The following is a 19334-nucleotide window of genomic DNA, read 5'->3' on the forward strand; positions in this document are numbered from 1 at the left end:
CGACACCGACCCCCTCGACGTACGCCGCGCCCGCGCCGTCGGCGTGCTGGCCGACCCCCAGCACGCCCTGGACCTCCTGTCCGGCCGACCCGACGCCGCACCCTCGACCGGCGGCACCGGGTCGCTCGACCTGGTCGTCCACCTCACCCCCGCCGACCTCACCGACCAGCACGGCGTCGCGACCGTCGAAGGCCTCGGTGCGGTCTCGGCCGGGCTGCTGGCCGACTGGCTCGGCCGCCACCGCCTCGCGGACGGCCGCATCTCGGTCCGGGCCGTGGTCGACCTGGGCGACACCCGCGCGGTCGACGCCCACGACCCGCCACCCCTGATGCGCGAGCGGGTGGTGCTGCGCGACGGCCACTGCGTGTTCCCCGGCTGCCGGGTCGACTCCCGGCGCTGCGACCTCGACCACGTCGTCCCCTACCTCGCCCCGTCCGAGGGCGGTCCGCCCGGCCAGACGACGGCTGCGAACCTCGCGCCGTTGTGCCGGCGTCACCACAACGCCAAGACCCACGGCGGCTGGGACTACGAGCGCCGCACCGACGGGTCCTACACCTGGACCTCACCCACCCAGCACCCTTACGACGTCATCCCGGTCCGGCGCGCCCCTCTCGCCGCGCCAGCGCGAAGAGCCTGACCGCCCACCACCCGGACCCCATCCCCGGCCCGGGCCACAGGCACGCCCACAGGTGCGGCCGCGCCTGTGGATCGTCGTTCGACGTCGCGGCCGGTCGCGCGCAGGCTGATCGTCGTGGACCTGCACCCCGATCACCGCCCGGCGGCGGCCCCTCGCGACCAGCCGCTCGACCTGCCCGCCGTGCCCAGCGCGCTGCCGCTCGACCGCCCGTTCACCCGCGAGGCGGCGCGACGGGCGGGGGTGGAGCGGCGCGCTCTCGAACGACTGCTGGAGCGGGGCGAGCTCGTCCGCCTGGTCCGAGGGGTGTACGCCGCCGCAGCGCTCGTCGACGTGCCCGCGGTGCGGGTGGCGGCCGTCGCGCTGGCGGCGGGGGACGCGCGGGACGACGTGGTCGCGGTCGACCGGACGGCCGCCTGGCTGCACGGGGTGGACGTCGCGGGGTGGGAGCAGGGGCCGGTGCCGCTGGACCTGCGCCGCCGTACGCCGACCCCCGGCGCCCGACGCCGGGGCGCGCCGGCGTGGGAGGACCGCGACCTGGTGCGCCTGGGGCCGGTGGTCGCCACGTCGGCGCTGCGCACGGCCGTCGACGTCGGGCGGGGCGGACCCGAGGCGTTCGCGGCGGTGGTGCTCGACCGGCTGCTGCGCACCGGGACCCTGCGCCACACCGAGCTGCTCGCCGAGCTGGCCCGCTGGTCGGGGCGGACGGGCGCGGTGCGGCTGCGCGAGCTGGCCGCCGCGGCCGACGGACGGGCGGTGACGGCGGGGGAGTCGGTGCTGCGGCTCGGCTGGCACCGGGCCGCGCTGCCGACGCCCACGCCGGGGCTGCTGGTGCGGGCCGGTGACCGGCTGGTCCGGCTCGCGCTCGGGGTGGCAGAACGGCAGTTCGCGGCCGTGCTGTCGGGGCAGCTCGACCGGGGCGAGGTCGCGACCGACGACCTCGCCCGGCTCACCGACGCGGGCTGGCGGGTGGTCCTGCTGTGCGAGGACCGGGTGCTGCGCGAGGACCCGTCGCTGTGGGGCGCCCACCTGGTGCGGGAGTTCCACCAGCAGCTGCTGGCCCAGGTGGGCTGAGGGCCTCAGCCCTCGAGGGCCTGGATCGCCTCGTGCATGGTCAGGGTGCGGTTGGCCGACTCGACGTGGAGGTTCTCCACCATCTTGCCGCGGTAGGTCACCACGCCCGACCCCTTGCCGTCCTCCCACGCCTGCAGCACGCCCCGGGCGTCCTCGACGGCCGACTCGCTGGGGGCGAAGGCGCCGTTGGCGCCCTCGACCTGGCCGGGGTGGATCAGCGTCTTGCCGTCGAAGCCCATCTCGCGACCCTGGCGGCACTCGGCCAGGAAGCCGTCGGTGTCCTTCACGTCGTTGTAGACGCCGTCGAGGATCGCCTTGCCGGTCGCGCGGGCGGCGAGCAGGGCGAGCGAGAGGCCGGTCAGCAGGGGGGCGCGGCCGGGCACGTGCTCGGCGTACAGCTCCTTGACGAGGTCGTTGGTGCCCATCACCAGCACGGTGAGCCGCTCGGAGGCCGCGGCGATCTCCTCGGCGTGCAGCATGGCGTACGGCGTCTCGACCATCGCCCACAGCGACGTGCGGTCGGGGGCGCCGTGGCGCTCGAGCGCGTCGACGAGCGCGTGGACCGCCCGGGCGGAGCCGACCTTGGGCACCACGATCGCGTCGGGGCCGGCCTCGCAGGCGGCGCGCAGGTCGTCGTCGTGCCACTCGGTGTCGGCGCCGTTGACGCGGATGGTGAGCTCGCGTCGGCCGTACTCGCCCGAGGCGGCGGCCGCGGCGGCCGCCTCGCGGGCCGACGCCTTGGCGTCGGGGGCCACGGCGTCCTCGAGGTCGAGGATCAGTCCGTCGCAGGGGATCGACTTGGCCTTCTCCAGCGCCCGCTCGTTGGAGGAGGGCATGTAGAGCACGGAGCGGCGGGGCCGGAACTGCTCGGTGGCGTCGGTCATCGCGAGGACTCCGTCCCGGTGGTGCCGATCGCGTCGTACTGCTCCTTGAGCGCGGGGTCGATCGCGGCCAGCTGCTCGGCGAGCTCGACCATCACGAGGCACTGCTTGAGCGAGGCGTCGTCCTCCATCTTGCCGTCGAGCATCACCGCGCCGGTGCCGTCGCCCATCGCCTCGACGACGCGGCGCGCGTGGGCGACGTCCTCGGGGGCGGGGGAGAAGACCTTGTTCGCGATGGCGATCTGCTTGGGGTGCAGCGACCAGGTGCCGACGCAGCCGAGCAGGAAGGCGTTGCGGAACTGGTCCTCGCACGCCACCACGTCGGTGATGTCGCCGAACGGCCCGTAGTAGGGGTAGATGCCGTGCATCGCGCAGGCGTCGACCATGCGGGCGATCGTGTAGTGCCACAGGTCCTGCTGGTACGTCGGCCGCGACCCGTCGATGTCGCCGTCGACGGGGTCCTGGCGGACGAGGTAGCCGGGGTGACCGCCACCCACGCGCGTGGTCTTCATCCGCCGGTCGGCGGCGAGGTCGGCGGGGCCGAGCGAGAGGCCCTGCATCCGCGGCGAGGCGCCGCAGATCTCCTCGACGTTGACCATGCCGCGGGCGGTCTCGAGGATGGCGTGCACCAGGATCGGCCGGTCGAGGCCGGCCTTGGCCTCGAGCTGGGCGAGCAGCCGGTCGACGTAGTGGATGTCCTCGGCGCCCTGCACCTTCGGCACCATGACGACGTCGAGCCGGTCGCCGATCTCGGTGACCAGCGTGGTCAGGTCGTCCAGGCCCCAGGGGGAGTCCAGCGCGTTGACCCGGGTCCACAGCTGGGTCGGCCCCTGCCCGCCGCCGAGGTCGGGGGTGGCGCGGGCGATGTCGACCAGGCCCTGGCGGGCGGCGAGCTTGTTGTCGGCCTTGACGGCGTCCTCGAGGTTGCCGAGCAGCACGTCGACCGAGCCGACCATGTCGGGGACCTTGGCGGCCATCTTGGGGTTGCTCGGGTCGAAGAAGTGGATGGCCCGGCTCGGGCGGGCGGGGATCTCGCGCAGCGGCGCCGGGGCACCGACCGCGAGCGGGGCGAAGAAGTCCTTGGCGCTGCGCATGCGCGGACGCTAGCAGCGCCTCACGGGGCGGTGGGTATGACGAATCCCACGCCGCTCAGCCCCGCGGGAGGGCGAAGGGCCCGAGGTGGAGCAGGTCGTCGGCGACGGCGAGCGGGGTGCTGCCCGGCGGCTCGCCGACCACGTCGAAGGTGTTGCCGCCGAGCCGCTCGAGCGTCAACGGGTCGGCGACGCCGAACGCCTGGGCGTGGAGGCCTAGGTGGTCGTCGTCGAGTGCCTCGAGGAGCAGCGGTCCGAAGCCGCCGGCCAGCTCGGCGGCAGGACGTGGCGGTGCGTCGTACGACGGGGGAGGGAGCGGCGGGACGTCGAGCAGGTCGAGCAGGTCGGGCAGCAGCGTGTCGAACAGGGCGCTGCCGCCCGGGGGACCGAAGAGCGGTCCGGCGGCGTTGGCGAGCAGCACGAGCGCGGCGTCCTGGTCGGGGAAGCAGCGCAGGAAGGCGCGGTGCCCTCCGGTGTACCCGGCCCAGCCGAATGCTCGGTGCTCGCCCCGGTCCCACGTGGCCCAGCCCAGCCCCCAGGCGTCGAAGACGGTGCGACCGGGCAGCTCGGCGGTCGGCGTCCGGACCGCGCGGACGTCGTCGGGGTGCAGCCGCCCCTGGCCGTCGTGCAGGTGCAGCAGGGCGTGGTCGAGGAGCTGGTCGGCGGTCGCCCACCAGCGGGAGCCCGCCGCGGAGGCCGCGGGGGCGTACGTCGCCGGGACGGGCCGTGGGTCCGTCCCGGGGCCCACCTCGTGGCCCTCCGCGCCGTGCTCGGGCATGCCGAAGGTGGTGCTCGGGCCGAGCAGCCGCGTGGCCAGGTCCTCGAAGCTGCTGCCGGTGGTCCGTCGCAGCAGCAGGTCCAGCGCGGACCATCCGGCGTTGCAGTAGGAGAACCGGCCGGGAGGGTGCACGCGGGGCAGGGCCGCGGCCCGGGAGACGAAGGCGGCGAGCTCCTCGTCGGCCTCGGGGAGCACGTTGGCGCGGCCGCTGGTCTGGGAGAGCAGCGTGCGGGCCGACTCCGGCCACAGCCCGGGGCCGTGTGCGTCCCCGGGGGCGTCGAGGTCGAGGTGTCCGGCCCGGGCGGCGTCGAGCACCACGAGGCCCGTCAGTGCCTTGGCCAGGGACCCCGCGTGGAACGACGTCGCGACGGTCACCGGCGGGCCGCCGATGCTCGTCGACCCGCTGCACACCGTCACCCGGTCGTCACCGCGCAGCAGGCCGAGCTGGGCCCCGGGCACGCCCCAGGTCCGGATCCCCTCGTCGAGGAGCTGGGTGGCGGCGCGCCCGTCCATCGACCCAGGCTAGTGCGGCCGGACCGGCTGGGGCAGGGGACGATCCGGACGTTCTTCGGCCGCCGAACCGGAGAACTGAACGGGTCAAGATTGAACGTCTGGGTACACAGGGATCTCACCGACGAACGCGTGGAAGGAACTGTCGTGCCCGACATCAGCTACACCACCCCCGGCCTGGACACCGACCAGAGCACCCGGGTCATCGACCTGCTGCAGTACCGCCTGGCGGCGTACAACGACCTCCACCTGACGCTCAAGCACGTGCACTGGAACGTCGTCGGCCCCAACTTCATCGCCGTCCACGAGATGATCGACCCGCAGGTCGAGCTCGTCCGCGGCTTCGCCGACGAGGTGGCCGAGCGGATCGCCACCATGGGCGGCTCGCCCGGCGGCACCACCGGCGACATCGCCCGCGTGCGCGACTGGGACGACTACGCCCTGCGCCGCGACACGGTGGCCGCGCACCTCGGCGCGCTGGACCTCGTCTACCGCGGCGTGGTGACCTCCAACCGCGACGCGATCGCCGAGCTCGGCGACCTCGACCCGATCACCGAGGACATGGTGATCGCGCACACCGCCGAGCTGGAGAAGTTCCAGTGGTTCGTGCGGGCGCACCTCGAGAACGCCGCCGGCGAGATCACCACCACCGGCAGCACGAGCGAGACCGGTGCGGCGGACGCCTCGCGCTAGTCCGACCGGGAGCCTGCTCCCCCTGACGAGACCCGGTGGGCCCGGTGGCCCGCCGGGTCTCGTCGTACGTCCACACCGACGGCCATGGGCGGTCTAGCGTGGCCGCGACGGGGCCACCCGTCGGTCCCCCGAGGAGCCCGCCGTGCCCGTGACCCGCCGTCCTGCCGTGCCACTCCGGCCCGGAGTGATCGCCCTGGTGCTGTCCGCGGTGGTGGCGGCCGTCGTCGCCGGGGTCGCCCAGCCCGCCGCGGCGGCGAGCACCCCGTCCCGCGCGACCTGGGTCTGGGGCCGGCCCGCGCCGGGACCGCTGGTCACCTGGGCGACCAAGCAGCGTGTCGGCGAGCTGTTCGTGGCCGTGCCCCGGTCGCTGTCGACCTCGACCGACCTCGGCTGGGTGCGCGACGTGTCGCGCCGGGCCCACAGGGCGGGCATGCGGGTGGCGGCCCTGGGCTCGGCCACGGAGTGGATCGACCGTCCGGCCGAGGCGGTGGCCTGGCAGCGCGACGCGCTGGCCACCGGGCTCTTCGACGGCGTGCACCTCGACGTCGAGCCGTGGCTCCACCCGGCGTGGGACAGCGACCGTGCCGGGGTCGTCGCCGGCTACCTGCGGCTGCTGGACGAGCTGGGGTCCGCCACCACGTCGCCGCTCGAGGTCGACGTGGCGTTCTGGCTGCACACCGTGCCCACCGCCGAGGGCGTCGCGCTCGACGCCGCGGTCGCGCGACGCGTCGACGGGCTCACCGCGATGACCTACCGCGACACGGTCACCGGGCCCGACAGCATCACCGACCTCGGCGGCCAGGTGCTGGCCACCGCGGCCGCCGCGGGCAAGCCGTGCCGGCTGGCCGTCGAAACACGCTTCCTCGGCACCGACCCCGTGTCCCAGAAGCAGACCTTCTGGGGCCAGGGGTCGGCCGCCCTCGCCGCGGCCCTCGCCGGGGTGGACGCCGCCCTGGCCGGCCAGCCGGCGTACGCCGGGACCGCGGTCCACGACGAGGCCGGCTGGCGCGCCCTCTAGGTCAGGCCTCGACCTCGGAGCGGTCGCCGGCCCACAGCGTGTGGAAGCTGCCCTCGCGGTCGGTGCGGGCGTAGGTGTGGGCGCCGAAGTTGTCGCGCAGGGCCTGGATCAGCGCGGCCGGCAACCGGTCTCGCCGCAGCGCGTCGAAGTAGGACAGCGACGAGGCGAACGCCGGCACCGGGATGCCGGCCTGGGTGGCGGCCACGACGACCCGGCGCCAGCCGGCCTCGCCGTCCTTGAGCGCCTGGGCGAAGTACTCCTGGGTCATCAGGGTGGTCAGGTCGGGCTCGGCCTCGTAGGCCTCGCGGATCCGGTCGAGGAACTTGGCCCGGATGATGCAGCCGCCGCGCCAGATGGTGGCCAGGTCGCCGGGGGAGACGTCCCAGCCGTGCACGTTGCTGCCCTCGACGATCTGGTCGAAGCCCTGGGCGTAGGCGACCACCTTGGCGGCGTACAGCGCGGCGCGGACGTCCTCGACGAACCCGGCCTCGTCCTCGACCCCCGGGGTGTCGCTGGTCTGCGAGAAGACCGCACGGGCGGCCTCGCGCTGCTCCACGTGGCCCGAGACGCTGCGGGCGAAGGTGGCCTCGGCGATGCCGGTGACGGGGACGCCGAGGTCGAGCGCGCTCTGCACGGTCCAGCGGCCGGTGCCCTTCTGCTCGGCCGCGTCGACGACCACGTCGACGAACGGCTGACCGGTGGCACCGTCGGTGTGCGACAGCACGTCGGCGGTCATCTCGATCAGGAAGGAGTCGAGGTCGCCCTCGTTCCACTGCGAGAACACCTCGGCGAGCTGGGCGGGCTCCTTGCCGAGCACGTTGCGCAGCACGTCGTAGGCCTCGGCGATGAGCTGCATGTCGGCGTACTCGATGCCGTTGTGCACCATCTTGACGAAGTGGCCGGCGCCGTCGGGACCGACGTGGGTGGCGCACGGGGTGCCGTCGACCTGGGCGGCGATGTCCTCGACCACCGGGCCGAGGGACTCGTAGGCGTGGTCGGAGCCGCCGACCATGATCGAGGGCCCGTTGAGCGCGCCCTCCTCGCCGCCGGAGACGCCCATGCCGACGAAGTGCAGGCCCTTCTCCTCCAGGGCCTGCTGGCGCCGCAGCGTGTCGGCGAAGTGGGCGTTGCCCCCGTCGACGACGATGTCGCCCTCGTCGAGCAGCGGGACCAGGTCGTCGATGACGGCGTCGGTGGCCTCGCCGGCCTTGACCATGATGATGATCGCGCGGGGCTGGCGGATGCTCGCGACGAAGTCCTCCAGCGACTCCGACCCGACGAAGTCGCCGTCGTCGCCGTGCTCCTCCAGGAGCCGCGTCATCTTCTCCGTCGACCGGTTGTGCACGGCGATGGTGTGGCCGTGGCGGGCGATGTTGCGGGCCAGGTTGCTGCCCATCACGGCCAGGCCGGTCAGGCCGATCTCGGCGGTCGGCTCGGGTGTGCTCACGTCTGCTCCTCGGTGCTGGGGTCGCTGGGTCCGGGGCCTCCCGGACCAGGCCGGTCGACGGGAGGAGGACCGTGGGCGACGTACCCCGGGTGGCGGCGGGTCACACCCGCCGCCACCCGGTCGCCGGGCTCAGCCGCGGAGCAGCCCCTCGCGGCGCAGCACGGGCTTGACGCCCTCGGCGAACCAGTACGCCTCCTCGACGTGCGGGTAGCCGGAGAGCACGAGCTCGTCGATGCCCAGGGCGGCGTACTCCGCGATGGACGAGGCGACCTCCTCGTGGCTGCCGACGAGCGCGGTGCCCGCCCCGCCGCGCACCAGGCCGACGCCGGCCCACAGGCCGGGGTGGATCTCCAGCTCGTGGGCGTCGGTGAAGCCGGTGCGCTCGGTCGAGGCGCCGTGCAGCGCCCGCATCCGCTGCTGGCCGACCGACTGGCTGGCGCCCAGCGCCTCCTGGGCCCTGGCCACGTCGGCGGGGTCGAGCTCGGAGAGCATCTGCTGCGCCACCGCCCACGCGGCCTCACTCGTGTCGCGGGTGATGACGTGCAGCCGGATCCCGAAGCGCAGCGTGCGGCCCTGCTCCTTGGCGAGGCCGCGGATCCAGTCGAGCTTCTCCGCCACCGCGCTCGGCGGCTCGCCCCAGGTCAGGTAGACGTCGACGTGCTTGGCCGCCACCGGTCCGGCGGGGGCCGAGGAGCCACCGAAGTAGAGCTGCGGCAGCGGGTCGGGCGCCTGCCGCACGCGGGCGTCGGTGACGTCGTAGAAGTCGCCGGCGAAGTCGACGCCCTGCTCCTGCCACGCCCCGCGCAGCACGGTGAGGAACTCGTCGGTGCGGGCGTACCGCTCCGCGGAGCCGAACGACGCGGGGTCGCCGAAGCGGCGCTGCTCCGCGGGCTCGCCGCCCGTGACGATGTTGAGCAGCAGCCGGCCCCCCGAGATCCGCTGGTACGTCGAGGCCATCTGGGCCGCCAACGTCGGGCTGAGCGAGCCCGGCCGGAACGCGACCAGGAACTTCAGCCGCTCGGTCTCCCGCAGCAGCGCGGCCGTGGTGAGCCACGCGTCCTCGCACCAGGTGCCGGTCGGGGTGAGCACGCCGTCGAAGTCGAGCAGCTCGGCGGTGCGGGCCACCTGGGCCAGGTAGTCGATGGTCGGCGGTCGGAACTGCGACGCGCTCCCCGCGGACCCCGGTCCCTGGCCGATGCCGCGGGGCACCGAGTGCCCGCCGCCGACCAGGGACCGGCTGTCGCCGGTCGTGGGCAGGAACCAGTGCAGCTTCAGGCTCACAGCTCCTCCTTCGCCTCGGCGGTGGCCTTCTCGATGACGTCGTTGAAGTCGGGGACGAACCACTCCTGCAGGTCGGGGTCGGCGCTGAGCTGGCCCTGCGCCTTGAACGCGTCGAACATCTCCTGCTCGCTGCTGACCACGTCCTCGTCGATGGGCAGCGGGGAGTAGGAGCGGCGCTCGACGGCGCTGTCGGTGACGGCGCGCGGGAGCCCGGTCTCCTCGGCCCAGGTCTTCGACCAGGCTGCCTTGTTGCCGGCGGCCCAGACCTGGGCGCGGGCGAGGCGGCCCAGGAAGTCCTCGAGGGCGGCGCGGGTCGCCTTGTCGCCCAGCGCCTCGTCGGAAGCGACCTGGAAGGCGAGGCCGTTGACCAGGCCCTGGCCGTCGGAGAGCACCCGGGCGCCGGTGTCGGCCTCGGCCTGGGAGGTGAAGGGGTCCCAGATCGCCCAGGCGTCCACCGACCCGCCCTTGAAGGCGGCCAGGCCCTCGGACGGCTGGAGGTAGACCGGCTCGATGTCCTTCCACGACAACCCGGCGTCGTCGAGCTGGGCGAGCAGGTTGTAGTTGGCCGAGCTGCCCTTGGCGACCGCGACCTTCTTGCCCTTCAGGTCCGCGACGTCCTCCAGCGTGGAGTCCTCCGGCACGATGATCGCGTCGCCGGTGGCGCCCTGGGAGTACGCCGAGACCACCTTGAGCTTCTTGCCCTGGTCGATGGCGAACAGCGGCGGGGTGTTGCCGACCCCGCCGACGTCGACGGCGCCGCTGCCGACGGCCTCGAGGAGCGGCGGGCCGGAGGTGAACGGCTTCCACTCCACGTCGTACGGCAGGTCCTCGAGGTCGCCGGCCGCGCTCAGCAGGGCCTCCGAGCCGCCCTTCTGGTCGCCCACGACGAGCGTCACCTGGGACAGGTCGACGGACCCGTCGTCGCGGACGGCGTCGGCGTTGCCGCTGCCGCCGCAGGCGGAGAGGGTCAGGGCCGCGGCGAGGGCGCCGACGGCGGCGCGGACGAGGGGGGAGGTGCGGGGGCGTCTCACGGGATCTCCTGGGGGGATGGTGGGTCGGGCGGGGTGGTGTCAGCTCGGGGTGGGGCCCTCGTGGACCCCCAGGACGGCGAGCAGCTCGGCGCGGAGGTCCTGCAGGCCGGCGAGGTCGCGGGGGCGCTCGGCGGTCACCCGGGTCTCGTGGCGGACGCGGCCCTCGTCGATGACGAGGACCCGGTCGGCGAGCTTGAGGGCCTCGTCGACGTCGTGGGTCACGAGCAGCACGGCAGGACGGTGCTCGCGCCACAGCGCCAGCACGAGGTCGTGCATCTCGATGCGGGTCAGGGCGTCGAGGGCGCTGAACGGCTCGTCGAGGAGCAGCAGCCCCGGCGCGCTGACGAGGGCCCGGGCGAGCGAGGCGCGCTGGGCCTGGCCGCCGGAGAGGGTGACGGGCCAGACGTCGTGCTTCTCCGCGAGGCCGACCTCCATGAGCGTCTGCCGGGCGCGAGCCCGGCGCGAGGCCCTGCTGCCGTGGCGCAGCGCCAGTGCGACGTTGTCGCCGACCCGGCGCCAGGGCAGCAGCCGGGGCTCCTGGAAGGCCACCGAGACGGTGCCGTCGATCTCGGCGGTGCCGTGGGTCACGGGGTCCAGGCCGGCCAGGGTCCGCAGCAGCGTCGACTTCCCCGAGCCGCTGCGGCCGAGCAGCGCGACGAGCTCGCCCGGCGCGATGTCGAGGTCGAGGTCGTCGAGCACCACGTGGTCGCCGAAGGCGCGGCGCAGGCCGCGCACCCGGACGGTGGGTGCCCCGGTGCCCGGGACGGGAGCGGTGGTGCGGGTGTCGGGGTGGATCAGCCGTGTCGCCATGCGAGGGCCTTCCTCTCGAGGGAGCGGACGAGGGCGTCGGTGGCCAGGCCGAGCAGGCTGTAGACCACGAGGCCGCCGACCACGACGTCGGTGCGGCCGAACGAGGCGGCGTCGGAGACCAGGTAGCCGATGCCGCTGGTGGCGTTGATCTGCTCGGCCACGATGAGCGAGAGCCAGGCGACGCCGAGGCTGAGCCGCAGGCCCACGAGCGCCGACGGCAGCGCACCGGGGGCGATGACGTGGCGCAGCCGCTCGGTCCACGAGAGCCGCATCGCGCGGGCCGCGTCCAGCATCTTGGGGTCGACCCCCCGGATGCCGGCCACGGTGTTGACGTAGAGCGGGAACGCCACGCCCAGGGCGATGAGCGCGACCTTGGGCGACTCGTCGATGCCGAGCCACAGCACCAGCAGCGGCAGCAACCCGAAGTGCGGCACCGTGCGCAGCATCTGCATCGGCGGGTCGACGGCGTCCTCACCGATCCGGGACAGGCCGGCCACGGTGGCCAGCACCAGCGCGACCGCGGCGCCGATGGCGAAGCCGATGGCCACGCGCTGCACCGAGATCACGGTGGCGTCCTGCAGCGTGCCCTTGCGCCACTCCTCGGTCATCGCCTCGAGGATCTGCAGCGGCGGGGCCAGCTTGTCCTCGGGCAGCACGCCGGTGGCGGAGGCCGCCTGCCACAGCGCGAGCAGCGCCAGCGGGCTGATCGCGCGGCGCAGGGCGGCAGCACCGCGGCGGGGTCGGGACCGGCGGGGGCCGGTCGTGATCACGGCTCCTGCGGCCGGTGCGGTGGAGGTCATGCCCCCAGCCTGCCTCAAAGTCTTGTAAAAACACCAACTGACTACACAATGAGACGGACGCAACACTCCCGTCGCGGGCTGCTACCGGGTCGCGGGGGTCAGGGCGCGACGAGGCGGCCGAGCGCCAGCCGCGCCAGCGGGGCGTACGCCGCCACGACGGGCAGCGCGCCGGTGACCACCAGCCAGGTCGCCGAGCCCGCGGCGGTGCCCTCGACCCCGTGCACGAGGTGCAGCCGCGGCAGGCCGGGCAGCGGGCCGAGGCGGACCTCCCAGGCCCAGGTGCGCGCGGCCTCGTCCACCTCCAGCACCGTGAAGGGGATCCCGACGGTGGGGTGGGGGAGCAGCCCGGCGCGGACGGTGCCGGTCGCCCCGGTGACCAGCCGCGGCACGTCGACGTCGACGCGCTGGATCTGGGGCGACCAGGTCGACCAGAGGGCCGGGTCGGCGTACCGCTCCCACGCGAGGTCGGCGGGGGCGGTTCCCGAGGCACGCAGCGTCACCGTGGTCATGTCCCGACGCTAGCCGTGGGTGCCTCCGGGGCCCGGCTAGGTTGGGGCGGACGGTCCGGTCGTCCGACCCCGCCGCCGACGACGAGGAGCACGATGACCCGCTTCACCGCCAGCAAGCAGTCCGCCGCCACGGTGCGGTCCTCCCCGAAGGAGGTCTGGGCGGCGCTGACCGACCCCGAGCTGCTGCCGCGCCTGACGCCGTACCTCCAGCGCATCGACGCCGACGGCGACACCTGGACCTGGCACGTGACCCGGGTCCCGGTGCTCGGCAAGTCGATCGGGTCGACCTTCGTGGAGCGGATGCACTTCGACGAGCCCGACCGGATCGCCTACGCGCCGCACCCGGACCACCCCGACCAGCAGACCCAGGTCCGCGGCGAGTACCACCTCGAGGGCCGCGACGGCGGCACCCGCCTGTCGATCGACATCGAGGTCAGCGTCGAGCTGCCGTTCCCGCGGGTGGCCCGCGTCCCGGTCGAGGGCGCGATGGTCACGGTGATGAGCGGCATGGGCGTGGCCTTCTCCCGCAACCTGCTGCGCCACCTGGGCGAGCGCTGATGCGCCTCCTGGTGATCGGTGCCTCCGGGTACGTCGGGTCGCGGCTCGTCCCCGCCTTCCTCGACGCCGGCCACGAGGTCGTGGCCGCGTCCTCCTCCGAGCCCCGCCCCGACCGCTTCGCCTGGGGCCACGACGTGGAGTGGCGGCGCTGCGACGTCACCGACGCCTACCAGGTCTCCGACGCGCTGGAGGGCGTCGACGGGGTCTGCTACCTGGTGCACTCCCTGGACCGCCGCTCCTTCGAGGACCGCGACCGGGTCGGTGCCGAGACGGTGCGCGACGCCGTCCTCGCGAGCGACGTCGTCACCCGCGTGGTCTATCTCTCCGGCCTGGTCCCCGACGTGCCCACCCAGGACCTGTCGGGCCACATCTCCTCGCGCCTGGAGGTCGAGGAGATCCTCGCCGAGGCCGCCTCCGCGACCTGCTCGGTGGTCTCGCTGCGCGCCGGCGTCGTGGTCGGCGCCGGGTCGACGTCCTTCGAGGTGATCCGTCAGCTCGCCACGCTGCTCGTGGTGCAGCCGGTGCCGACCTGGCTGGAGCACCGGGTGCAGCCCATCGCCGTCACCGACGTGCTCCGGGCGATGGTGGAGGCCTTCGAGGACGACCGGCTCACCGGTGCGGTCGACATCGGCGGCCCGAGCGTGCTGCCCTACGCCCGGCTGCTGGCCGAGTGCTCCCGCGCCGCCGGGCTGCTGCGGATCCGGATCCCGGTCGTCTCGGTGCCGTCCTCGCTGGTCAGCCTGGGCGCGGCCGCGATGGTCGCGGCGCCGTTCTGGACGGTCTCCTCGCTGGTGCAGAGCCTGCGCCACGACATGGTGTGCCGCCCCGGGCACACCTGGGAGCCGCGCGACGGACGACCGCTGCTGGGCGTACGCGAGTCGATGGCGCGGGCCTTCGGCGAACCGGGCAGCACCCCCGAGGCGCCGCTGCCCAGCGACGCCGACTGGACGCGCTCCCGCGCGCCCCTCCTGGACGAGCTGCACGCCCCGGCGACCGTGCGGGCCGGTGCCAGCCTGGTGCTCAAGCGCGCCCGGTCGGCGCTGTCGGTGCTGCCCGGCTTCTAGCCCTGGCAGGGTGGGGCCATGGACCTCGGACTGCAGCTGGGCTACTGGGGCGCGCAGCCCCCGACCGGGACGGCCGAGCTCGTCACCGCCGCCGAGGACGCGGGCTTCGACGCGCTGTTCACCGCCGAGGCGTGGGGCTCGGACGCCCTGACCCCACTGGCGTGGTGGGGCCGCGAGACGCAGCGGCTGCGGCTCGGCACCAGCATCGTGCAGCTCTCGGGACGCACCCCGACGAGCATCGCGATGCACGCCCTGACCCTCGACCACCTCTCCGGCGGCCGGGTGGTGCTGGGCATGGGCGTCAGCGGCCCCCAGGTCGTCGAGGGTTGGTACGGCGCGCCCTTCGCCAAGCCGCTCGCCCGCACCCGCGAGGTGGTCGACATCGTGCGGCAGGTGCTCGCCCGCGAGGCCCCGGTCACGAGCGACGGCCCCCACCACCCGCTGCCGTACGCCGGTGAGGGGTCGACCGGGCTGGGCAAGCCGCTGCGCTCCATCGTGCACCCGCTCCGCGCCGACCTGCCGATCTGGCTGGGGGCCGAGGGGCCGAGGAACGTCGCCCTCGCCGCCGAGATCGCCGACGGCTGGCTGCCGCTGTTCTTCTCGCCCGCCTCCGCGGACCTCTACCGCCCCTGGCTGGCCGAGGGGTTCGCCCGCCCCGGGGCGCGGCGTACGGCCGAGACGTTCGAGATCGCCGCGACCTGCCACCTCGAGGTCACCGACGACCCGGGCCCGGTGTACGCCGCCCTCAAGCCGTCCGTGGCGCTCTACATGGGCGGCATGGGCGCCAAGGGGCAGAACTTCCACCACGAGGTCTTCGTGCGGATGGGTCACGCCGACCTGGCCCGCGACGTGCAGGAGCTCTACCTCGACGGACGCAGGGACGAGGCGGCCGCGCTGGTGCCCGACGAGCTCGTCGACCAGCTGCACATCGTCGGCGACGCCGCCAAGGTGCGCGAGCGCGTCGCGGAGTGGGAGGCGGCCGGCGTCACGATGCTGCTGCTCAGCCTGACCTCGCCCGACGACGTGCGGCGGGTGGCCGAGACCCTGGCCTGAGGCCCGGTCTCAGTCGTCCCGGTCGTCCCGGTCGTCGGCGGGCGGCAGGCCGCGCTCCTCGCGGCGGGCCTTCTCCTCGAGCTGACGCTCGATCTGCCCGACCTGCCGCTCCCTGCCGTTGGCCAGCACGCCGATGGGTCCCATCGCGGTGCCCAGGGTGACGAACAGCGGCCACGGGAAACCTCCGCCCGCGAAGAACCACACGGCCCAGCAGATCAGCGTGGGGATCAGGAAGCTCGTCATGGCCCCCACCACCCGCTGCCGGTACGCCGCCTCGGCGTCGGCGCGGAACCGGCCCTCCACGGCGCCGCCGCCGGGCACCGCGGGGACGGCGTCGGAGACCAGGTCGGCCACCAACGGGGTCAGGTCGCCCAGCGTGCGGCCGGCCCGCAGCCGGTCCTGGCGCTCGTCGAGCTCCTCGCGGTCGAGCCGGCCGTCGGCGAAGGCCTCGGAGAGCACGTCGGTGACGACGTCGCGGTCGCGGTCGGAGGCCCGGAGGTGCTGGTGCTCGGGGACCCGTGGGTCGTGCCCGAACCGCTGCCACACGCTGAGCCCGTCCCCCGACATGGGGCCACCCTAGGTCGGGGGCAGCTCGTGGGGCAGCAGCGACCAGCACTCCAGGTCGACCCGCTCGTCGTCGCGGTGGTGCACCGAGCGCAGCACGCCCTCCCGGGTGAACCCGGCCCGGCGGGCGACGGCCGACGAGGCCGGGTTGCCCGTCGAGACCAGCGCGGTCACCCGCTGCAGGCCGGCCTCCTCGAAGGCCCAGCGGGCCATCGCTCGCAGCGCCGCCGTGGCCACTCCCCGGCGGCGGGCCGATGGCGCCACGGCGTACCCCAGCTCGGCCTCGCCGCCCTCGTGGTCGACGGGGCCGGTCACGGCGTACCCGAGGAAGGCGTCGTCGGGGTCGACCACGGCCCACGCCACCCGGTCGTGGCCGTCGAAGCGCTCGACCCAGCCGCGCACCCACTCCTCGGTGACCACGCGCGGCGTGCGGGTGAAGCGCAGCACGTCCGGGTCGGCCATCGCCGCCAGGAGGTCGGGCACGTGCGCGTCCGTCAGCGGCACCAGGCGGACGTCGACCACGTCGCGATGATGCCCCACGCCGGCGGGGCCGGGCGGTAGTTTCCCCCGCATGAGCCCGACCCCCGACCGTCCCGTCCCGCCCGCGGCGCCCACGCCCGTCGACCCGGAGGCCCTCGCATCGCGGCTGCGCGAGCAGGGCGTCCACGGCGTGCAGGTCGGCTGGGTCGACAACAACGGCATCGTCCGCTCCCGGATCGTGCCGGTGACCGACCTGGCGGGCGCCCTGCACCGCGGCGTCGGGGTCACCGCGGTGTTCGCGGTCTTCGACAGCCACGACGGCATCACCTTCGCCCACGAGGCGCTGGGCACCCCGTCCGGCGACGTGCGGCTGGTGCCCGACCTCGCCGCGGCCGACGACGTCGTCGCCCTCGCCGGCGAGCCGGGGCTGGCCTGGGCGCACGGCCGCCAGGTGGCGGCGGACGGCTCGCCGTGGCCCTACTGCCAGCGCAGCGTGCTGCGCCGTCAGGTGGAGCGGCTGGCCGAGGCGGGGTTCGAGGCGCGGGCCGGCTTCGAGGTCGAGCTGTTCCTCTCGCGGGAGGACCCCGACGGTGCCCTGGTGCCGGCCCACCGCGGCCCGGCGTACTCCGCCAACGCGGTGCGCGACGTCCACGAGTTCGTGGTGCGGCTGCTGGCCGACGTCGAGGGCAACGGGCTGCGCGTGGGCCAGGTGCACGCGGAGTACGGCGGCGCGCAGGTCGAGCTCGCCCTCGACGCCCGCGACCCGCTGGCCGCCGCCGACGCCCAGGTGCTCGTGCGCCAGACCGTGCACGCCGCCGCCCGGGCCCACGGCCTGCGCGCCAGCCTGGCGCCGCTGCCCTCGGCCGAGGTCGCGGGCAACGGCTGGCACCTGCACTCCTCGCTGGTGCGCGACGGGCGCAACGCCCTGACCGGCGACGACGAGCACGGCCTGTCCGGGGTGGGTCGGGGCTACCTCGCGGGCCTGCTGCGCGAGCTGCCCGGCGTGGTCGCCGTGACCGCACCCAGCACGGGCTCGCTGCTGCGCCGGCGTCCGCACTACTGGGCCGGGGCCTACGGCTTCTGGGGCGTGGAGAACCGCGAGGCGGCGCTGCGGCTGGTGCCGGGGTCGCCGCTCCTCGGGACCGAGCACACCAACGTCGAGCTCAAGGCCTGCGACGCCTCGGCCAACCCCTACCTCGCCCTGGCGGTGACGCTGGCGGCCGGGCTCTCCGGCGTCCAGGAGGGACTCGAGCCGCCGGCGCCGGTGCAGGAGGACGTCGGCGGCTGGGACGACGCGCGCCGGGCGGAGGCGGGGATCCAGGCGCTCGCGACCACCCACGAGGAGCAGCGCGAGCACCTGCTCGGCAGCCCGCTGGTGCGCGAGGTGCTGGGCGAGGACCTGCTCGGGGCCTTCGTGGCCTGCCGCGACGCCGACGCCGCCTGGGCGGCCGACCACACGTCCGACGAGGTGCTGGCGTCGCTGCGATGGATCTACTGAGGTTCCCGGGGGCCGACCGGGTCCTGGCGCGGCACCGCGGGGTGCTGCCCCAGCCCGACCAGCTCTGCGGCCCGTTCGCGGCGCACGTCGGGCTGCACGCGGTGCTCGACGCACCCCCGGGGGTCACCGACCTGGCGGTGGCCGCCGGCACCCGGGTGTGGCCCGAGGACGTCGCCGCGTGGCGCCCCGCCGGCGCCCCGCTGCTGCGCACCGGGTGGGACCGCCTGCCCGCGGCGTCGTCGGTGGACGCCAGCGGCACCGACGCGGCCGGGGTCGCGGCCGCCGTGCGCTCGACGACCGACGTCGACGTCGTCGGGGTGCCCGGGGACGGGCTGACGGTCGCGTCCCTGTCCGCCCTGCTGGTCTCGCTGCTCGCGGGCCCGCACGTCGGGGTCCTGGCCAACGTGCGCACCGGCGCGCTCGACCCGCGGGCGGGCTTCGACGTCGGTCACTTCGTGGTGCTGTTCGGGACGTCGGCGGACGGCTCGCTCGTGGGGGTGGGTGACACCTACGCCGAGCTCGGGGCCCCCGGTCAGCCACCGGGCTGCCGCGTGGTCGGCGTCGACGCCCTGCTCGCCGGCCTGACGGCCCCGCCCGGGCGGGGGCTGCTGCTGCTCGTCGACCGCCGCGACGGCGCGATCGTCCGCGACCTGCTGGCCGGGCTCGGCGTGGTGACGGGGGAGTGGGCGACCTAGGTCGGACGCGGGGTCACCAGCCGCGCTCGCGCCACTCCGCGAGGTGGGGCCGCTCGTCGCCGAGCGTGCCGTCGCTGCCGTGGCCGGGGTAGAACCACGTCTCGTCGGGGAGCCGGTCGAAGACCTTGGTCGTGACCTCGTCGAGGAGGGTGCGGAACGCGTCGGCGTCGCCGAAGGTGTTGCCCACACCACCCGGGAACAGGCTGTCGCCGGTCCACAGGTGGGGGGTGCCCTGCGGGTCGTCGTAGAGCAGCGCGATCGAGCCGGGGGTGTGCCCCACGAGGTGGATGACCTCGAGGCGGGCCTCGCCCACCTCGATGGTGTCGCCGTGGCGGACGCGGTCGTCGACGGTGACGCCCGTCTGCTCGGTGACGGCGTCGGCGTCGGGCTCGCCCGCCACCGTCACCGCCCCGGTCGCGGCCACGACGTCAGCCAGGGCCCGGTGGTGGTCCCAGTGCTGGTGGGTGGTGACCACCCGGGTGACCCCGGTGGTGCCGATCAGCTCGAGCAGCCGCTCGGGCTCCGCCGCGGCGTCGACGAGGAGCTGCTCGTCGGTGGCGCGGCAGCGCAGCAGGTAGCAGTTGTTGGACATCTTCTCGTCGACGGCCAGCTTGGTGACCACCAGGCCGGCCAGCTCCCGGGTGTCCGGCGGACCGCCGGGGGAGACGTCGCCGGAGTAGGGACCGCTGTCGCCGATGCTGCTCGCCATGACGCCCAGCCTAGGGGGCGGCCGCGGACCTCGGTGGGGGCTGTCGGTGGTGCGACGTACGGTGCTCGGGTGGCCGTGTTGAAGATGTCCGATAAGATCGCGAACACGTGTTCGAAGGCGTCCAGCTCACCGGCACGCACCGTCGCAGAGCCGTTT

Annotated in this window: 21 protein-coding genes; 9 read left to right on the forward strand and 12 right to left on the reverse strand. The window is 74.8% G+C overall.

The window, feature by feature from the left end; genetic code table 11:
• Positions 1-637 (forward strand): HNH endonuclease (locus ASG49_RS18890; protein WP_162244501.1); only part of this gene is annotated, 637 nt, incomplete at its 5' end.
• 114 nt (positions 638-751) lie between these two features.
• Positions 752-1708, forward strand: a complete 957-nt coding sequence (locus ASG49_RS06680) for a type IV toxin-antitoxin system AbiEi family antitoxin domain-containing protein (RefSeq protein WP_056538671.1) — start codon at positions 752-754, stop codon at positions 1706-1708.
• Positions 1709-1713: 5 nt separating this feature from the next.
• On the opposite strand, the gene ASG49_RS06685 is transcribed toward ASG49_RS06680, so the two are convergent.
• From ASG49_RS06685 to ASG49_RS06695, 3 genes are read right to left on the reverse strand one after another with little or no spacing between them, the layout of a single operon-like run.
• Positions 1714-2592 (reverse strand): CoA ester lyase, encoded by an 879-nt coding sequence (locus tag ASG49_RS06685; protein ID WP_056538674.1) that lies wholly within the window; start codon positions 2590-2592, stop codon positions 1714-1716.
• Complete coding sequence (locus ASG49_RS06690; protein WP_056538676.1) at positions 2589-3683, reverse strand: CoA ester lyase; 1095 nt, start codon at positions 3681-3683, stop codon at positions 2589-2591. The genes ASG49_RS06685 and ASG49_RS06690 overlap by 4 nt, the downstream gene beginning before the upstream one ends.
• A 55-nt stretch (positions 3684-3738) precedes the next feature.
• On the reverse strand, positions 3739-4971 hold the full coding sequence (locus ASG49_RS06695) for a serine hydrolase (RefSeq protein WP_056538679.1): 1233 nt from the start codon (positions 4969-4971) through the stop codon (positions 3739-3741).
• 144 nt (positions 4972-5115) lie between these two features.
• Between ASG49_RS06695 and ASG49_RS06700 the strand changes: the two genes are divergently transcribed.
• Positions 5116-5661 (forward strand): Dps family protein, encoded by a 546-nt coding sequence (locus ASG49_RS06700; RefSeq protein WP_056538682.1) that lies wholly within the window; start codon positions 5116-5118, stop codon positions 5659-5661.
• Between the two features lie 142 nt (positions 5662-5803).
• Positions 5804-6679, forward strand: coding sequence for a hypothetical protein (locus tag ASG49_RS06705; protein ID WP_156384204.1), 876 nt, complete (start codon positions 5804-5806; stop codon positions 6677-6679).
• Between the two features lies 1 nt (position 6680).
• Here the strand turns inward: ASG49_RS06705 and gndA are convergent, their stop codons facing one another.
• From gndA to ASG49_RS06735, 6 genes are all read right to left on the reverse strand, one after another.
• Positions 6681-8126 carry an NADP-dependent phosphogluconate dehydrogenase gene (gene gndA, locus ASG49_RS06710; RefSeq protein ID WP_255355091.1) on the reverse strand — a complete coding sequence of 482 codons (1446 nt, stop codon included), beginning with the start codon at positions 8124-8126 and terminating at the stop codon, positions 6681-6683.
• A gap of 129 nt (positions 8127-8255) precedes the next feature.
• Complete coding sequence (locus ASG49_RS06715) at positions 8256-9407, reverse strand: LLM class flavin-dependent oxidoreductase (protein WP_056538688.1); 1152 nt, start codon at positions 9405-9407, stop codon at positions 8256-8258.
• The gene (locus ASG49_RS06720; RefSeq protein ID WP_056538691.1) at positions 9404-10438 is read right to left on the reverse strand and encodes an ABC transporter substrate-binding protein; all 1035 of its coding nucleotides are present in this window, start codon (positions 10436-10438) and stop codon (positions 9404-9406) included. Before ASG49_RS06720 ends, ASG49_RS06715 begins: the two co-directional genes overlap by 4 nt.
• A 39-nt stretch (positions 10439-10477) precedes the next feature.
• Positions 10478-11248, reverse strand: a complete 771-nt coding sequence (locus ASG49_RS06725; RefSeq protein WP_056538694.1) for an ABC transporter ATP-binding protein — start codon at positions 11246-11248, stop codon at positions 10478-10480.
• Positions 11233-12048 carry an ABC transporter permease gene (locus ASG49_RS06730; protein ID WP_056538696.1) on the reverse strand — a complete coding sequence of 272 codons (816 nt, stop codon included), beginning with the start codon at positions 12046-12048 and terminating at the stop codon, positions 11233-11235. The genes ASG49_RS06725 and ASG49_RS06730 overlap by 16 nt, the downstream gene beginning before the upstream one ends.
• Before the next feature lie 98 nt (positions 12049-12146).
• Entirely contained in the window at positions 12147-12557 is a 411-nt protein-coding gene (locus tag ASG49_RS06735; protein ID WP_056538699.1) for an SRPBCC family protein, read from the reverse strand.
• A gap of 93 nt (positions 12558-12650) precedes the next feature.
• Here ASG49_RS06735 and ASG49_RS06740 point away from each other — a divergent pair, with 93 nt between their 5' ends.
• The 3 genes from ASG49_RS06740 to ASG49_RS06750 are packed head-to-tail and all read left to right on the forward strand — an operon-like array spanning position 12651 to position 15232.
• The gene (locus ASG49_RS06740; RefSeq protein ID WP_056538702.1) at positions 12651-13115 is read left to right on the forward strand and encodes an SRPBCC family protein; all 465 of its coding nucleotides are present in this window, start codon (positions 12651-12653) and stop codon (positions 13113-13115) included.
• Positions 13115-14179, forward strand: coding sequence for an NAD-dependent epimerase/dehydratase family protein (locus ASG49_RS06745; RefSeq protein ID WP_056538705.1), 1065 nt, complete (start codon positions 13115-13117; stop codon positions 14177-14179). Before ASG49_RS06740 ends, ASG49_RS06745 begins: the two co-directional genes overlap by 1 nt.
• Before the next feature lie 18 nt (positions 14180-14197).
• The gene (locus ASG49_RS06750) at positions 14198-15232 is read left to right on the forward strand and encodes an LLM class F420-dependent oxidoreductase (protein WP_056538710.1); all 1035 of its coding nucleotides are present in this window, start codon (positions 14198-14200) and stop codon (positions 15230-15232) included.
• Between the two features lie 9 nt (positions 15233-15241).
• On the opposite strand, the gene ASG49_RS06755 is transcribed toward ASG49_RS06750, so the two are convergent.
• Together ASG49_RS06755 and ASG49_RS06760 are read right to left on the reverse strand one after the other, a co-directional pair.
• Positions 15242-15799, reverse strand: a complete 558-nt coding sequence (locus ASG49_RS06755) for a DUF1707 domain-containing protein (protein ID WP_056538712.1) — start codon at positions 15797-15799, stop codon at positions 15242-15244.
• Between the two features lie 9 nt (positions 15800-15808).
• Positions 15809-16318: a GNAT family N-acetyltransferase gene (locus ASG49_RS06760; RefSeq protein WP_056538714.1), complete on the reverse strand. Its 510-nt coding sequence runs from the start codon at positions 16316-16318 to the stop codon at positions 15809-15811.
• A gap of 49 nt (positions 16319-16367) precedes the next feature.
• Between ASG49_RS06760 and ASG49_RS06765 the strand changes: the two genes are divergently transcribed.
• Together ASG49_RS06765 and ASG49_RS06770 are read left to right on the forward strand one after the other, a co-directional pair.
• Positions 16368-17774 carry a glutamine synthetase gene (locus ASG49_RS06765; RefSeq protein WP_082533832.1) on the forward strand — a complete coding sequence of 469 codons (1407 nt, stop codon included), beginning with the start codon at positions 16368-16370 and terminating at the stop codon, positions 17772-17774.
• A complete protein-coding gene (locus ASG49_RS06770; protein WP_156384206.1) occupies positions 17762-18469 on the forward strand; it encodes a hypothetical protein in 708 nt (235 codons plus the stop codon). The genes ASG49_RS06765 and ASG49_RS06770 overlap by 13 nt, the downstream gene beginning before the upstream one ends.
• 13 nt (positions 18470-18482) lie before the next feature.
• On the opposite strand, the gene ASG49_RS06775 is transcribed toward ASG49_RS06770, so the two are convergent.
• The gene (locus ASG49_RS06775; RefSeq protein WP_056538721.1) at positions 18483-19178 is read right to left on the reverse strand and encodes an MBL fold metallo-hydrolase; all 696 of its coding nucleotides are present in this window, start codon (positions 19176-19178) and stop codon (positions 18483-18485) included.
• Positions 19179-19334 lie beyond the last annotated feature (156 nt).

The sequence above is a fragment of the Marmoricola sp. Leaf446 genome, from assembly GCF_001424755.1.
Taxonomy (GTDB): domain Bacteria; phylum Actinomycetota; class Actinomycetes; order Propionibacteriales; family Nocardioidaceae; genus Marmoricola.